The following is a 14102-nucleotide window of genomic DNA, read 5'->3' as shown; positions in this document are numbered from 1 at the left end:
ATCACGGCCGGGCTCATCGGTCCGGCGGGAACTCCCGGGGAACCGTCCGCAGGATCCCCGCCACGAGCTGCACGAGACCCAGCGCGCCCACGACCTCGTCGTCCACGTGAACCGGCGGGAACCTGCCGTAGACCTCCGAACGCCGGGCGAAGGTCGGCGCGTCGGGCCCGAGTGCGGAGCCCGGCGGGAGCGTCCGGACCCGGTGCGGGGTGCCGAGCATCTCGGCGGCACCGTTCAGCACCCGGCCGAACGGCGCGACCTCCCCGCACACCACGTACCGCCGCCCCGGCTCGCCCCGGTCCAGCGCGAGCAGCACGCCCTCCGCGGCGTCCTCCGCCAGCACCCAGCCGATCGGGGCGTCGACGACCTCGGTGATCTCCCCGCGCGCGAGGAAACGCAGCAGCCCGTTGTAGCTCTGCGGCCCGGCCGGGCTGGGCCCGTAGATGCTGACCGGCACCACGATCGACGCGTCGATCCCCTCCGCGCCGAGCACGAGGGCGTCGGCGTCGGCCTTGGTCCGCGAGTAGGGGTCGGTGAGGACCGGCGGGCCCGACGGCCGCTCGCCCACCAGTCCCGACGCGTCCATCACCGCCGCGCTGCTGCTCACGTGCACGAGCCGGCGCACCCCGGCCCGGCGCATCGCCTCCAGCACGGCCCGGGTCCCGTCGACGTTCACGGCCCGGATCTCCTCGGGCGTGCCGCCCACGACCCCGGCGAGGTGCAGGACCGCGTCGGCGCCCTGCAGCGCGGCGTCGAGCGAGCCGGGGTCGTCGAGCCGCCCGACGGCCGTCGGGACACCCTCGGGCAGCAGGGCGGCGCCCCGGGCCGGGTCGCGCACGAGCGCCCGGACCGGCCGGCCGCGCCGGGCCAGCAGGGCGACGAGCGCGCTTCCCAGGAATCCGGTGGCGCCGGTGACGAGCAGCATGGCCCCATCATCGCCGCAGGGCCGTTGGCCGTGTACCCGTGCGCCGATCGGTCGCAACCTCGAACGGAGTAGCCGCCGGTCCCCGGGCGGCGACCGGTCGGCCGCCGACCACCGGTGGGGGACGGACCGGTGGTCGGTGGCGTCGGCCACTCACCTCTACGTCACGTGCGGTCACCGCGAGCGACCGGTTAACACGAACCCGGTGCCCGTCGATGGTGTTGCATGTGATGTGAGCGACGCCCACGAGGGCGCGCCGGGTCACGGGTGATCGGTCGGAAGAGGAGATGAGCCGGATGTCGTGGTGGGACAGCTACCGGGCCGTCTACGGCGCGGAGCTGCGGGCGGCCGCCGTCGAGTACGTCGAGCACGGGTGGCCGCTGGTGCCGGGCCCGGGCGCGGACGTCCTGCTCGACACGGGCACGGTGCTCGACGTGATCGAGGTGCCCGCGGAGCTCGGCCGGCAGGTGTGCGCCACGCTGCGTGACCGCGGAATGGTAGTCCCGGTCGCCGCGACCCCGCACGACACGTGGTGGTTCCCGATGACCCCGAACCACGAGCTGCCCGCGGAGCTCTCCCTGCACACGGACGTCGTGCTCCACACGGACGGCATCGGGGTCCTCGCCCCGCCCACCGAACGGCCCGACGGCTGGGTCCAGTGGCGGGTGCGCCCCTCCTTCACCGGCTACGAGGTGCCCGACGCCGCCGTGATCGTCGACGCCGTCCAGGCCGCCGTGCGGCTGCGGTCGGCCGCGGTGCGGCAGCCGGAGACCGTCGGCCGCGCGAGCTAGCCGCTCCCCAGGACCCGGCCGGGTCCGGCGGACCACCGTCGGGCCCGGCCGTCGCCATCTCGGGCAGCCGTTTCTCAGGTTCGGCCCCGCGCGCCGTTCCGCCGACGGGCACTATGAACCCGTGAGTTCCGACCGTGCCCTCGCCACCGCGCCGTCGCGGCCCGCCGGCGGCAGCAGCATCCCGGCCGGCCTGGGCCTCGGCCCGGAGGCCGAGGCGCAGAAGCGCCGCGACCTCCGGAAGATGAAGATCGTCGCCACCGGGTTCCTGCTCGGCGCGACGGTCGTCTTCTTCGTCATGCGGTACCTGGAGCTGCAGGGCCAGGCCTGGGCCGGCTACGTTCGGGCGGCCGCCGAGGCCGGCATGGTCGGCGCGCTGGCGGACTGGTTCGCGGTCACGGCCCTGTTCAAGCGACCGCTCGGGCTGCCGATCCCGCACACCGCGATCATCCCGCGCAAGAAGGACACGATCGGCGACAGCCTCGGCGACTTCGTCGGCGAGAACTTCCTGTCCGAGGACGTGGTCCGCGAGAAGCTCGGCCGCGTCGAGGTGTCGCACCGGGTCGGCAGCTGGATCGGGCAGCCGCAGCACGCCGAGCGGATCACCGCCGAGCTGGCCGCCGCGGCCCGCGGCCTGGTCACCGTGCTGCGCGACGACGTCGTCCAGGACCTCATCGAGCAGGTCCTGGTCCGCAAGCTGCTGGAGAAGGAGGTCGGGCCGCCGCTCGGCAAGATCCTCGAGGGGATCCTCGTCGACGGCGCCCACCGCCACCTGGTCGATCTCGTGTGCGACCGCGCCTACGACTGGGTCACGGCGAACCAGGAGATGGTGCTGCGGGTCGTGCACGACCGCGCCCCCATGTGGACGCCGCGGTTCGTCGACGACCTGGTGGCCGACAAGCTCTTCAACGAGGTCCAGGGCTACGCCTGGGCGGTCAAGACCGACCCGGAGCACCCGCTGCGGCACGCCGTCGACCGCTTCCTCGCCGAGTTCGCCCGGGACCTGCAGAGCGACCCGAAGACGATCGCGCGGGCGGAGCAGGTCAAGCAGCAGATCGTGGACCACCCGGACGTCCAGAAGTTCATCGGGCAGGCCTGGGGCGTGGTCAAGGGCATGATCCTCGACGCCGCGGAGGACCCGTCGAGCGAGCTGCGGGCGCGGGTGCGCGACGGGCTGATCTCGCTCGGGGCCCGGCTGTCCGGCGACGCCGACCTGCGGGCCCGCCTCGACGGCTGGCTCGCCGACGCCGCGGGCTACGTGGTGCGGCACTACCGGCGCGAGATCACCACGCTGATCACCGACACCGTGGCCCGCTGGGACGCGGAGGAGACCTCCCGCAAGATCGAGCTCCAGGTCGGCCGCGACCTGCAGTTCATCCGGATCAACGGCACGGTCGTCGGTGCCCTGGCCGGCCTGGTGATCTACACCGTGTCCCAGCTGGTCTTCTGACGTCGTGAGTGGGAATGGTCGCCATGGCGACCATCGCCACTCACAGGGTGGTGCCGACGGCCAGGCCCAGGCCCGCGGCGCCGAGACCGGCCATCACCGAGCCGACGGCGTTGAACACGGCGAGCAGGCGGCGACCGTCCCGGGCGAGGCCGACGGTCTCCCAGCCGAAGGTCGAATAGGTGGTCAGCGCCCCGCAGAAGCCGGTCCCGACCAGCGTGGCGACGGCCGGGGACGCGGCGGCGGCGACCATTCCCAGCACGAACGACCCCACGACGTTGACCGTGAAGGTGCCCCACGGGAAGCCCGTCGCGTGCCGGGACTGCACGAGCCGGTCCGTGAGGTAGCGGGCCGGGGCACCGACGGCCGCGCCGAGCACCACGAGCAGCGGGGTCACCGGGCGAACCTCCGCGCCGCCGCGGCGCCCAGCCAGGTCGCCGCCACGGCCGCGACGAGCGTGCCGGCCAGGTAGGCGACCCCGACGCCGACGTGCCCGCCCAGCAGGAGGTGCTGGGCGTCGACCGAGAAGGTCGAGAAGGTGGTGAAGCCGCCGAGGACCCCGGTCGCGAGGAACGGCCGCACCAGCGGGTGGGCGGTGCGGAGCTCGGTGACCACCACGAGCAGGACGCCGATCGCGACGCAGCCGACCACGTTGATGAGGAAGGTGCCCCACGGGAAGGCGCCGGGCGTCGTCGGCAGCCCGAGCCCCACGCCCCAGCGGGCCAGGGCCCCGAGCGCGCCACCGACGGCGACGGCGACGGTGGCCCGGCCCTGCCCGCGCAGCGGTGCGACGACCGGCGGGCGGGCCGCGGCGTCCGGCGGCGGGGTGCCGTGCACGTCGACACCCTAGACGGCGGCCGGCGGTCCGTGATCCACGCTCCGCCGGGGTGATCGATCCAGATCGTGACGAGGGCCACGCCACCTGCGCAAGCATTGCGCTTGCAGCAGCTAGCACAGCCGCGTACGGTCGATCGGGTCCGGGGGAGGTGAGCACATGTCGGACGACAAGCCGTTGATCGACCAGGCCGTGGGTCAGGTGGGTCACGTCGTCGAGAAGACCGTGGACGACATCGGCTCCTACATCCGCTCCCAACGCGAGGCCGCCCAGGTCTCGCTGCGGCAGCTCGCCCGGACGGCCGGCGTCAGCAACCCGTACCTCAGCCAGATCGAGCGCGGGCTCCGCAAGCCGTCGGCCGAGATCCTGCAGCAGATCGCGAAGGGGCTGCGGATCTCCGCCGAGGCGCTCTACGTCAAGGCGGGGATCCTCGAGGAGCGGCCTGCCAGCGTCGTCACCGACGCGGTCCTGTCCGACGCCTCCCTCACGGAGCGTCAGAAGCAGGTTCTGCTCGACATCTACCAGTCCTTCCGGCGGGAGAACGACCTACAGGTCGATCCCGACGTCCCGACCGAACAGAGGAAGTGATCACCATGGCCGTGTCGCTGCCGACCGCCGCGGACGTCCGCAAGGTCCGCGAGCAGGCTGCCAAGTCCGCCGCCGAGCAGGCGGAGACCGTCAAGACGCCGCTGCTGGCGGTGCTGGGTGCCGGCGAGTACGCCTACTCGAGCATCCTCGGCGCCTACAGCAACGCCAAGACCGCCGCCACCGCCCAGGCGGAGGCGGCCCAGAAGTTCGCCTCGGAGCTCCCCACCGAGATCGAGGGTCTCCGCGGCAAGCTGACCACCGAGGAGCTGCGCAAGGTCGTCGAGCTGTGGCGCGCCCGCGCGGAGAAGGCCTACGCCGACCTCGCCCGCCACGGTGAGGGCACCTGGACCGAGATCCGCAAGCAGCCGCAGGTCAAGCAGGCCCTCACCCAGGTCGAGGAGCTGACCGGCAAGTTCGACGCGCGGGTCGACGCCCTCGTCGACGACGCGCACGACGCCGCGGAGAAGGCCCTCTCCACCCTGACCCGCCAGACCCGCTCGGTCGGCGAGAAGGTCGCCGTCCGGACGCAGAAGGCCGCCGACGAGGTCGCCGAGACCATCACCGAGGTCTCCGCGGACGCGTCGAAGGCCGTCGCCGACGCGGGCAAGGACGCCGCGAAGGCCGTCGACGAGGCCGGTGACGAGGCCGCCGCCACCACGCGCAGCACCACGCGCCGCGCGGCGAGCCGCACCGCCCCGGTGACCGAGCCGGCGCCGGCGACCGAGACCGCGCCGAGGAGCGAGACCCCGGCGGCGAAGGCCGCGACCCCGGCGAAGACCGCGCCGAAGGCCGCGACCCGGAAGCCGGCCACCCGGCGTACGGGCCCGGCCAAGTCCGACAGCTGACGCGTCCCGCGTCCCGACGGCCCCGGAGCACCCCGCTCCGGGGCCGTCGGTCTCTGCGGGGACACCGCTCACGGTGTGCGGGTATGTCCTGATCCCGCCGCCGCACGTAGTCTGGACCGGTGAACGTGTTCACCATGCTCGACCGCCTGGTGCTGTGCGTGATCGGCATCGTGGTCGCGGCGTGCTCGGGTTACGCCTTCGTGCATGCCGTCCGCCAGCGTGCCGACGCCTTCCAGGCGGCCAGCAAGCTGACCAAGAACGCCTGGCTGGGCATCACCGGCGCGGCCGCGCTGTTCCTGCTGATCATCCCCATCTTCGGGGTGATCTCGTCGCCCAGCCTGCTCGGCGTCGTCGCCTCGTTCCAGGGGCTGCGCAGCGAGCTCACGCTGTTCTGGCTGGCCGGCACCGTCGCGATGCTGGTCTACCTGGTCGACGTCAGGCCGGCCGTCGTCGCCGCCTCGCGGGGTGGCAACAGCTGGTGAGCGTGCTCGGCAGCCTGACCCCGCTCCCCGCCGCCGACCATCCCGAACTGCTCGCCGAGTCCGTCGTCAAGGCGCTGTCGCGGCTGCCCGACGCGAGCGGCGTGCTGGTCGCGGAGATCGATCCCGACCTGGCCGACACCGCCGCCTTCTGCGAGGCCTACTCCTCCCCGCCCGAGTTCTCGGCGAACTGCGTGGTCGTGTCGGGCAGGCGCTCGGGCGAGGTCCGGTACGCCGCCTGCCTGGTCCTCGCGACCACGCGCGCGGACGTCAACGGCGTGGTCAAGCGCAGGCTGGACGTCCGCAAGGCGTCCTTCGCCCCGATGGACGAGGCCGTGGAGCTGACCGGCATGGAGTACGGCGGCATCACCCCGCTCGGCCTGCCCGAGGGCTGGCCGCTCCTGATCGCACCCGAGGTCGCGGCCGCCGAGGCCGTGGTCGTGGGCAGCGGGATCCGGGGCTCCAAGCTCGCCGTCCCGGGTGCCGTCCTCACCGCCCTTCCCGGCGCGGAGGTCGTGGAGGACCTGGCCCGACCGGCCTGAGTCACCCTCGCTCAAGGTTCCTGCGTTCACTCACAGCGGACTTACTTGAACGCTGGAATGAGGCTTGCGGTGTAAGCGTTGACCCGGGCATGACACAGACGCTGAAGCTGCCGGTGCTTCCGCTGACCGACTCGGTGGTGCTGCCCGGCATGGTGGTGCCCGTCCGGCTCGACGCTCCGGAGGTTCAGGCCGCGGTCGACGCCGCGGAGGGCAAGAAGGTCCTCGTCGTCCCCCGCCTCGACGGGAAGTACGCCGCGATCGGTGTGGTCGCGGTCCTGGAACAGATCGGCAGGCTCCCGAACGGGGACCGTGCCGCCGTGGTCCGCGGTGAGACGCGGGCCCGCATCGGATCGGGCGTGACCGGCCCGGGTTCGGCCCTGTGGGTCGAGGCCGAGACGGTCGACGAGTCGCCCGTGACCGGCCGGACCCACGAGCTGGCCAAGGAGTACAAGGCCCTGGTCGTCGGGATCCTGCAGCAGCGCAACGCGTGGCAGGTGATCGACTCCGTCCAGCAGACGACGGACCCGGGGCAGCTGGCCGACCTGGCCGGCTGGGCGAGCTGGCTCGACAACTCCCACAAGCTGGAGCTGCTCGCCGAGACCGACGTGACCCGCCGGCTGGAGAAGCTCCTCGAGTGGACGAAGGAGCACGTCGCCGAGCAGGAGGTCACCGAGAAGATCTCGAACGACGTCCGCGAGGGCATGGAGAAGCAGCAGCGCGAGTTCCTGCTGCGCCAGCAGCTCGCCGCGATCCGCAAGGAGCTCGGTGAGGGCGACCCCGAGGGTGAGGACGACTACCGCGCCCGCGTCGAGGGCGCCGACCTGCCCGAACACGTCCGCAAGGCCGCGCTGACCGAGGTCGGCAAGCTGGAGCGGGCGTCGGACCAGAGCCCGGAGTCGGGCTGGATCCGCACCTGGCTGGACACGATCCTCGACATGCCGTGGAACGAGACCACCGTCGACACCGACGACCTGGTCGAGGCCCGGCGGATCCTGGACGCCGACCACGCCGGCCTCGACGACGTCAAGGAGCGGCTGGTCGAGTTCCTCGCCGTCCGCTCGCGGCGCAACCGCAAGGGCCTGGACACCGTCGGCGGTCGCGGCTCGGGTGCCGTGCTGGCGCTCGTCGGCCCGCCCGGTGTCGGCAAGACGTCGCTGGGGGAGTCCGTGGCCCGCGCGCTCGGCCGCAAGTTCGTCCGCGTCGCCCTGGGCGGCGTGCGCGACGAGGCTGAGATCCGCGGTCACCGGCGCACCTACGTCGGCGCGCTGCCCGGCCGCATCGTCCGCGCGATCCGCGAGGCCGGCACGATGAACCCCGTCGTGCTGCTCGACGAGATCGACAAGGTCGGCAGCGACTACCGCGGCGACCCGTCCGCGGCCCTGCTCGAGGTGCTCGACCCGGCGCAGAACCACACGTTCCGCGACCACTACCTCGAGGTGGACCTGGACCTGTCGAACGTGCTGTTCCTCGCGACCGCGAACGTCGGCGAGGCCATCCCGGGCCCGCTGGCGGACCGGATGGAGGTCGTGACGCTCGACGGCTACACCGAGCAGGAGAAGATCGCGATCGCCCGCGACCACCTGCTGCCGCGGCAGGTCGAGAAGGCCGGCCTGGAGCCGACGGACGTCGAGTTCTCCGAGGTCGCGCTGGGCATGATCGCCGCCGAGTACACCCGCGAGGCGGGCGTGCGGCAGCTGGAGCGGGGCCTGGCCAAGGTCCTGCGCAAGGCCGCCGTCGCGCTGGACTCCGGCACCGAGGCGCCGATCCACGTCGACGCCGACACCCTGGTCAAGTACCTGGGCCGGCCGAAGTTCACCCCGGAGTCGGCGGAGCGCACCTCCGTCCCGGGCGTGGCGACCGGCCTGGCGGTGACCGGCGCGGGCGGTGACGTCCTGTTCATCGAGGCCACCAAGATGGACGGCGACCCCGGCCTGACGATCACCGGCCAGCTCGGTGAGGTCATGACCGAGTCGGTGTCGATCGCCCTGTCCTACCTGCGCTCGCGCGGGCTGGCGGGGGACCTGGCGTCGAAGAAGCTGCACGTGCACGTACCCGCGGGTGCGGTCCCGAAGGACGGCCCGTCGGCCGGCGTCACGATGACGACGGCGCTGGCGTCGCTCGCCTCGGGACGGCCGGTGCGGTCGTCGGTCGGCATGACCGGCGAGGTCACGCTGCAGGGCAAGGTGCTCCCGATCGGCGGGGTCAAGCAGAAGCTGCTGGCCGCGCACCGGGCGGGCCTGACCGACGTGATCATCCCGAAGCGCAACGAGCCCGACCTCGACGACCTGCCGGAGTCGGTCCGCGGTGAGCTCCGGGTGCACCCGGTCGCCGACGTGAGCGAGGTCCTCGAGCTCGCGCTCGAGCCGGTGGAGCAGCGCGCCGCCGTCTGACGGCGTACATCCGGACGGCGCCCCTCCCACGAGGAGGGGCGCCGTCCGGCGTTCTCGGGTATCAGTGACCGGCGTCACGCACTCTCCTCTCGGTGCGGAGTTCCGAGACCGAGGAGTGTCCATGACGAGCACGGCACGGTACGACGTCGAGGCGCTGCGGGCGCGGATGGGCGGGACCGTCCTGCTGCCCGGGGACGTCGGGTACGACGAGGCCCGGTCGGTGTGGAACGGCGAGATCGACAAGCGGCCCGCGGTGATCGCGCGCTGCACCGGGCCCGACGACGTCGCCGAGGCGCTCCGGTACGCCCGGGAGGAGGGCCTCGAGGTGGCCGTCCGCGGGGGCGGGCACGGGTACTGGGGTGCGGCCGTGCCCGAGCGCGGGCTGATGATCGACCTGAGCCCGCTCGACTCCGTGGTCGTCGATCCGGAGGCCCGGCGGGCCCGCTGCGGCGGCGGCGCGAAGCTGGCGCAGCTCGACGCGGCCACGCAGGCCCACGGCCTCGCGACGCCGGCCGGCACGGTGAGCCACACCGGGGTCGGCGGACTCACGCTCGGCGGTGGCTTCGGCTGGCTGTCCCGGCTCCACGGTCTCTCGATCGACAACCTCGAGTCGGCCGAGATCGTCCTGGCCGACGGCCGGTGCGTGCGGGCGAGCGCGACCGAGCACCCGGACCTGTTCTGGGCGATCCGCGGGGGCGGCGGCAACTTCGGCGTGGTGACCGAGTTCGAGTTCCGGCTGCACCCGGTCGGGCCGATGGTCCACCTGGGCCTGCTGTTCGTGGAGCAGGAGCGGGCCGCGCACGCCCTGCGCGCGGCGCGGGACTGGTTCGACGGGGTGCCGGAGGGGATCAGCCCGGCCGTCGCGTGCATCTCGGCCCCGCCGATGCCGATGGTCCCGGAGGAGCACCACTTCCGGCGCGGCGTCGGCGTGATCGTCGTCGGCTTCGGCAGCGCGGAGGAGCACGCGTCCGCGGTCGTGCCGCTGCGGGAGGCGCTCGACCCGCTGTTCGAGGTGCTGACGCCCATCCCGTACGTCGGGCTGCAGCAGATGCTCGACGAGGCGTCGCCCTGGGGCATCCACTCCTACACGAAGGGCCTGTACCTCGACGCGATGCCGGACGAGGTCGTCGAGACCCTGGCCGAGCGGCTGCCGGGCATGACGTCGCCGATGTCCGAGGTGCTGATCTTCCCGTTCGGCGGTGCGTACGCCGAGGTCGGCGACGACGACACGGCGTTCGGGGGCGGCCGTGGTCTCCGCTACGTCATCGCCATCGAGGCGATCGCGCCCGACTCCGAGACCATGGCGATCGACCGGACGTGGGTGCGCGACACCTGGGACGCCCTGCGTCCCGCCGCCGTCGGCTCGGGCTCCTACGTGAACCTGATGGCGGAGACCCCCGAGGACGCCCTCCGCTCCGCCTACGGCGCGCGGAAGTTCGAGCGGCTGGCGCAGATCAAGGCGCAGTACGACCCGGGCAACGTCTTCCACGTCAACGCGAACATCAAGCCCGCCTGACCTGCATCGTCGAGAGGTCCGTAGAACTACGTACAGCCTCGACCATGATGCAGGTCACACACTCGGCACCCTTCGAGCCGAGGAGGGGCGATGACCAGCACGGCCCGGTACGACACGACGGCCTTGCGCAGGGCGATGACCGGCAGCGTCGTGGAGATGGGGGACCCGGAGTACGACGAGGCGCGCAAGGTCTTCAACGCCGACATCGACCGGAGGCCTGCCCTGATCGCGCAGTGCGTCTCGTCAGGTGACGTGGCAGTGGCGGTTGCGTTCGCGCAACGCAACGGGCTCGAGATCGCAGTTCGCAGCGGGGCACACAGCATGAGCGGAGCCTCGACCGTCGAGGACGGGCTCGTCATCGACCTGAGTGCGATGCGTGATGTCACGGTGGACCCGGCGAAGCGGATCGCTCGAGTTCAGGGCGGTGCTTTGAACTCCGACCTGGACGCCGCGACACAGGCACACGGTCTGGCGGTCACAGCAGGGATGGTGGGGCACACGGGCCTCGGCGGCCTGACGCTCGGCGGAGGTATGGGCTGGTTGTCCCGCAAGGCCGGCCTCACGATCGACAACCTTCTGTCCGCGGAGATCGTCGTTGCCGACGGGAGTGTCCTGAGGATCTCCGAGACCGAACACCCCGATCTGTTCTGGGCCGTTCGCGGCGGTGGAGGCAACTTCGGGGTGGTGACGGAGTTCGAGCTCCGCCTCATCGAGGTCGGCCCCTCGGTGCAGTTCGGGCTGCTCCTGTGGCCGCTCGAACGCGGTGTCGAGGCGTTGCAGGCGCTGCGGACGGTGGTCGGTGATCTCCCTCCGAACGTCAACGCCATGATCGCAGGCGTCGACGCGCCGCCCGCGCCCTTCATCCCGGAGGAGCACCACTTCCTTCCGTGTCTCGGAGTGATTCTGGTCGGATTCGGGACCGAAGACGAGTTCGACGGGGTCGCGGAACGCATCCGTTCGCAGAGCCGTCCGCTGATCGACGCGACGATGCCTCTGCCCTACACCGCTGTGCAGACTCTCTTCGACGAGGCGAACTGCTGGGGCAATCACTACTACGACAAGTCCTGCTACCTGCCCGAGTTCACGGACGAGATCATCGAGGTGGTGGTCGAGCACTTCGCACGCAAGCAGTCTCCGCTCTCGGTCATGCTCACGTACCGCCTCGACGCGGCGTACTGCGAGCCGGAGGAGGACGCCACCGCGTTCAGCGGAGGTCGGTCGCCGAGGTACATCGTCTTCCTCATCGCGAACGCGTCGGAGCCGTCGCTCCTCCCGGCCGACCGAGAGTGGGTGCGAGGGTTCTGGGAGGCCCTCCGCCCCATGTCGATGGGCTCCGGAACGTACGTCAACGGGATCACCGAGTACGACGAGGACCGGGTCCTCGCGAGCTACGGTGCTGCCAAGTACGCGCGGCTCGCCGCGATCAAGAGCCAGTACGACCCGGGCAACATCTTCCACCGGAACATCAACATCAAGCCCGCCTGATCCGTCCTCGTGAGTGGCGATGGTCGCTATGACGACTATCGCCACTCACGGGGTCAGCGGAAGACGACGGTCTTGTTGCCGTGGACCAGGACCCGGTCCTCGAGGTGCCAGCGGAAGCCCCGGGCCAGGACCAGGCGCTCGGCGTCCCGGCCGCGCCGGACCATGTCGGAGACGGTGTCGCCGTGGTCGACCCGGATGACGTCCTGCTCGATGATCGGGCCGGCGTCGAGGTCGGCGGTGGCGTAGTGGCAGGTGGCCCCGATCAGCTTCACGCCCCGCGCGTGCGCCTGGTGGTACGGGCGCGCGCCGGCGAAGGACGGCAGGAAGCTGTGGTGGATGTTGATCGCCCGGCCCGCCCACTCCTCGCACAGGTGCGCGGGGAGGATCTGCATGAACCGGGCGAGCACGATGGCGTCGGGCTCGTGGGCGTCGACGATCTGGCGGACCTTCTCGAAGGACTCCACCTTGCCCTGCTCGCGCTTCGGGTCGCGCGGCCCGGGGAAGGGCACGTGGTGGAACGGGATGCCGTGCGCCTTGACCAGCGGTGCGAGGTCCTCGTGGTTGCCGACGACGGCGTCGAGCGTCACCGGCAGCTCGCGGGCGGCGACGCGGCCGAGCAGGTCGTGCAGGCAGTGCGCCTCGCGCGTGACGAGCAGGACGGCGTGCTTGGGCACGCCGCTGTCCGTGACCCGCCACGTGGCCTCGGGCCCGAACTCCTCGGCGATCGGCGCGAAGCGGGCGCGCAGCTCGTCGACGTCGAAGGGCACGGACGACGCCCGCACGGCCTGGCGCGTGAAGAACCAGCCGTCCTCCGCGTCGGCGTGGTAGGCGGCCTCGACGATCCAGGCGCCCGTCTCGGCGAGGAAACCGGCGATCCGCGCGACGATGCCCGTGCGGTCGGGGCAGCTGAAGGTGATGACGTAGCGGCGGTCGGCTTCCGGTTGCACGACGACAAGGGTGCCATCGTGAACGTCACGTCCCGCGTGGGGTGCGCCACGGCGGGCCGCGACGGACGATCGCCCTCGTGACGACACCCGACCGCGCCCGCACCCGGGCCGTCGCCGCGATGACCTTCGCGACCGGCGTGATCATCGCGAACAACTACTACGCGCAGCCGCTCGAGGCGGCGCTGGCGCAGCACTTCGCGGTGCCCTCGTCGGCGATCGGGGCCGTGCTGACCCTGATCCAGCTGTCCTACGCGCTGGGCCTGGCCACGCTCGCCTGACGACGGTCGCGGCGCAGGTCCTCGTGCCCTTCTCGGCGTCGATCGCCCGCGAGGGCGAGCAGGGCCGCGTGGTGAGCACCGTCATGAGCGGGCTGTTGATCGGGATCCTCGTGTCGCGGGTCGTCGCGGGGCTGGTGGCGGAGGTGGTCGGCTGGCGCGGCGTGTTCGTGCTCGGCGCCGCCCTGACCGCCGTGGCGGTGGTCGCGCTGTGGCGCACGCTCCCGGTGGTCGCGCCGAGCACGTCGCTCCCGTACCCGCGGCTGCTGCTCTCGGTGCTCCGGCTGATCCGCGACGAGCCGGTGCTCCGGTTCCGGATGGCGCTCGGGGTGTCCGGCTACGCGTCGTTCGGCGCGCTGTGGACCAGCGTCGGGTTCCTGCTGGCCGCGCCGCCGTACGGGCTCTCGGAAGCGAGGATCGGGCTCTTCGCGCTGTTCGGCGTGGCCGGGGCGGTCGCCGCGCGGTTCGCGGGCCGGCTCGCCGACCGCGGCCAGGCCTTCGGGGCGACCGGGGCCTTCCTCGCCCTGGTCGCGCTGTCCTGGATCCCGCTGGGCCTGGGCGCGTTCTCGCTGGTCGCGCTGGCGATCGGGCTGGTGGTGTTCGACCTGGGCGTGCAGGGCAGCCACATCAGCAACCAGAACACGATCTACGCGCTCCACCCGGAGGCCCGCAGCCGGCTCAACACGGCCTACATGACCAGCTACTTCCTCGGCGGCGCCGCCGGCAGCGGGCTGTCGTCGGCGCTGTACGCGAGCCACGGCTGGGCGGGCGTCAGCATCGTCGGGGCAGCCTTCCCGACGGCCGGGTTCCTGCTCTGGCTGGTCGTGGCCGTCCGCGGGAGGCGGCGCCGCGCCGTGGCCGACCGGCGAGCCGCGACGAACGTCTAGGCCGTGTCTCTCAACCCGGCGCCGCCGGGCCCCGGTGATCCACGTCGTTCCCGGCAAGGCGGCCGGGCCGCCCTCATACCGGGCGTATTCGGGTGGCCCGGCAACGCCGGCGGGGACGGCGTGGGCGCCGGGAGCGGTGGTGGCGGGTTGGGAGAC

Annotated in this window: 15 protein-coding genes; 11 read left to right on the top strand and 4 right to left on the bottom strand. The window is 72.4% G+C overall.

Annotation, left to right across the window (positions count from 1 at the left end):
• Nucleotides 1-13: 13 nt before the first annotated feature.
• Nucleotides 14-925 (bottom strand): NAD-dependent epimerase/dehydratase family protein, encoded by a 912-nt coding sequence (locus AB0B41_RS39990; RefSeq protein WP_358212240.1) that lies wholly within the window; start codon nt 923-925, stop codon nt 14-16.
• A 284-nt stretch (nt 926-1209) separates the two neighbouring features.
• Between AB0B41_RS39990 and AB0B41_RS39985 the strand changes: the two genes are divergently transcribed.
• Both AB0B41_RS39985 and AB0B41_RS39980 read left to right on the top strand, forming a co-directional pair.
• On the top strand, nt 1210-1713 hold the full coding sequence (locus AB0B41_RS39985) for a hypothetical protein (protein ID WP_358212239.1): 504 nt from the start codon (nt 1210-1212) through the stop codon (nt 1711-1713).
• 241 nt (nt 1714-1954) lie between these two features.
• On the top strand, nt 1955-3160 hold the full coding sequence (locus AB0B41_RS39980; RefSeq protein WP_358212242.1) for a DUF445 family protein: 1206 nt from the start codon (nt 1955-1957) through the stop codon (nt 3158-3160).
• A 40-nt stretch (nt 3161-3200) separates the two neighbouring features.
• Here AB0B41_RS39980 and crcB (AB0B41_RS39975) read toward each other — a convergent pair whose 3' ends face one another.
• Nucleotides 3201-3554 (bottom strand): fluoride efflux transporter CrcB, encoded by a 354-nt coding sequence (gene crcB, locus AB0B41_RS39975; protein WP_358212238.1) that lies wholly within the window; start codon nt 3552-3554, stop codon nt 3201-3203.
• Nucleotides 3551-3994 carry a fluoride efflux transporter CrcB gene (gene crcB / locus AB0B41_RS39970; protein WP_358212237.1) on the bottom strand — a complete coding sequence of 148 codons (444 nt, stop codon included), beginning with the start codon at nt 3992-3994 and terminating at the stop codon, nt 3551-3553. The genes crcB (AB0B41_RS39975) and crcB (AB0B41_RS39970) overlap by 4 nt, the downstream gene beginning before the upstream one ends.
• 157 nt (nt 3995-4151) lie before the next feature.
• Here crcB (AB0B41_RS39970) and AB0B41_RS39965 point away from each other — a divergent pair, with 157 nt between their 5' ends.
• From AB0B41_RS39965 to AB0B41_RS39935, 7 genes are all read left to right on the top strand, one after another.
• Nucleotides 4152-4580, top strand: coding sequence for a helix-turn-helix transcriptional regulator (locus AB0B41_RS39965; protein WP_358212236.1), 429 nt, complete (start codon nt 4152-4154; stop codon nt 4578-4580).
• A 5-nt stretch (nt 4581-4585) separates the two neighbouring features.
• Nucleotides 4586-5425: a hypothetical protein gene (locus AB0B41_RS39960; protein ID WP_358212235.1), complete on the top strand. Its 840-nt coding sequence runs from the start codon at nt 4586-4588 to the stop codon at nt 5423-5425.
• A gap of 119 nt (nt 5426-5544) precedes the next feature.
• Nucleotides 5545-5907: a DUF2516 family protein gene (locus AB0B41_RS39955; RefSeq protein ID WP_345381737.1), complete on the top strand. Its 363-nt coding sequence runs from the start codon at nt 5545-5547 to the stop codon at nt 5905-5907.
• A complete protein-coding gene (locus AB0B41_RS39950) occupies nt 5901-6446 on the top strand; it encodes a YbaK/EbsC family protein (RefSeq protein WP_358212241.1) in 546 nt (181 codons plus the stop codon). The genes AB0B41_RS39955 and AB0B41_RS39950 overlap by 7 nt, the downstream gene beginning before the upstream one ends.
• An 89-nt stretch (nt 6447-6535) precedes the next feature.
• The gene (lon, locus tag AB0B41_RS39945; RefSeq protein WP_358212234.1) at nt 6536-8836 is read left to right on the top strand and encodes an endopeptidase La; all 2301 of its coding nucleotides are present in this window, start codon (nt 6536-6538) and stop codon (nt 8834-8836) included.
• 121 nt (nt 8837-8957) lie between these two features.
• Nucleotides 8958-10352: an FAD-binding oxidoreductase gene (locus tag AB0B41_RS39940; protein WP_358212233.1), complete on the top strand. Its 1395-nt coding sequence runs from the start codon at nt 8958-8960 to the stop codon at nt 10350-10352.
• A 156-nt stretch (nt 10353-10508) separates the two neighbouring features.
• The gene (locus AB0B41_RS39935; RefSeq protein ID WP_358212232.1) at nt 10509-11837 is read left to right on the top strand and encodes an FAD-binding oxidoreductase; all 1329 of its coding nucleotides are present in this window, start codon (nt 10509-10511) and stop codon (nt 11835-11837) included.
• 53 nt (nt 11838-11890) lie between these two features.
• Here AB0B41_RS39935 and purU read toward each other — a convergent pair whose 3' ends face one another.
• On the bottom strand, nt 11891-12784 hold the full coding sequence (purU, locus tag AB0B41_RS39930) for a formyltetrahydrofolate deformylase (protein ID WP_358212231.1): 894 nt from the start codon (nt 12782-12784) through the stop codon (nt 11891-11893).
• A gap of 77 nt (nt 12785-12861) precedes the next feature.
• Here purU and AB0B41_RS39925 point away from each other — a divergent pair, with 77 nt between their 5' ends.
• Both AB0B41_RS39925 and AB0B41_RS39920 read left to right on the top strand, forming a co-directional pair.
• Nucleotides 12862-13062, top strand: coding sequence for a hypothetical protein (locus tag AB0B41_RS39925; RefSeq protein WP_358212230.1), 201 nt, complete (start codon nt 12862-12864; stop codon nt 13060-13062).
• Nucleotides 13063-13085: 23 nt separating this feature from the next.
• Nucleotides 13086-13946: an MFS transporter gene (locus AB0B41_RS39920; RefSeq protein WP_358212229.1), complete on the top strand. Its 861-nt coding sequence runs from the start codon at nt 13086-13088 to the stop codon at nt 13944-13946.
• Nucleotides 13947-14102: the final 156 nt, after the last annotated feature.

This window comes from Pseudonocardia sp. NPDC049154 (genome assembly GCF_040648315.1).
Lineage (GTDB): Bacteria > Actinomycetota > Actinomycetes > Mycobacteriales > Pseudonocardiaceae > Pseudonocardia.
Note: the sequence above shows the minus strand (reverse complement) of the source record. Positions and strands in the feature narration are given on the sequence as shown.

Excerpts from the sequence above, each read along its gene's own strand:
- AB0B41_RS39990 (WP_358212240.1), bottom strand. The coding sequence starts at position 925 with ATGCTGCTCGTCACCGGCGCCACCGGATTCCTGGGAAGCGCGCTCGTC.
- AB0B41_RS39985 (WP_358212239.1), top strand. The coding sequence starts at position 1,210 with ATGAGCCGGATGTCGTGGTGGGACAGCTACCGGGCCGTCTACGGCGCG.
- AB0B41_RS39980 (WP_358212242.1), top strand. The coding sequence starts at position 1,955 with ATGAAGATCGTCGCCACCGGGTTCCTGCTCGGCGCGACGGTCGTCTTC.
- AB0B41_RS39965 (WP_358212236.1), top strand. The coding sequence starts at position 4,152 with ATGTCGGACGACAAGCCGTTGATCGACCAGGCCGTGGGTCAGGTGGGT.
- AB0B41_RS39960 (WP_358212235.1), top strand. The coding sequence starts at position 4,586 with ATGGCCGTGTCGCTGCCGACCGCCGCGGACGTCCGCAAGGTCCGCGAG.
- lon (WP_358212234.1), top strand. The coding sequence starts at position 6,536 with ATGACACAGACGCTGAAGCTGCCGGTGCTTCCGCTGACCGACTCGGTG.
- AB0B41_RS39940 (WP_358212233.1), top strand. The coding sequence starts at position 8,958 with ATGACGAGCACGGCACGGTACGACGTCGAGGCGCTGCGGGCGCGGATG.
- AB0B41_RS39935 (WP_358212232.1), top strand. The coding sequence starts at position 10,509 with ATGGGGGACCCGGAGTACGACGAGGCGCGCAAGGTCTTCAACGCCGAC.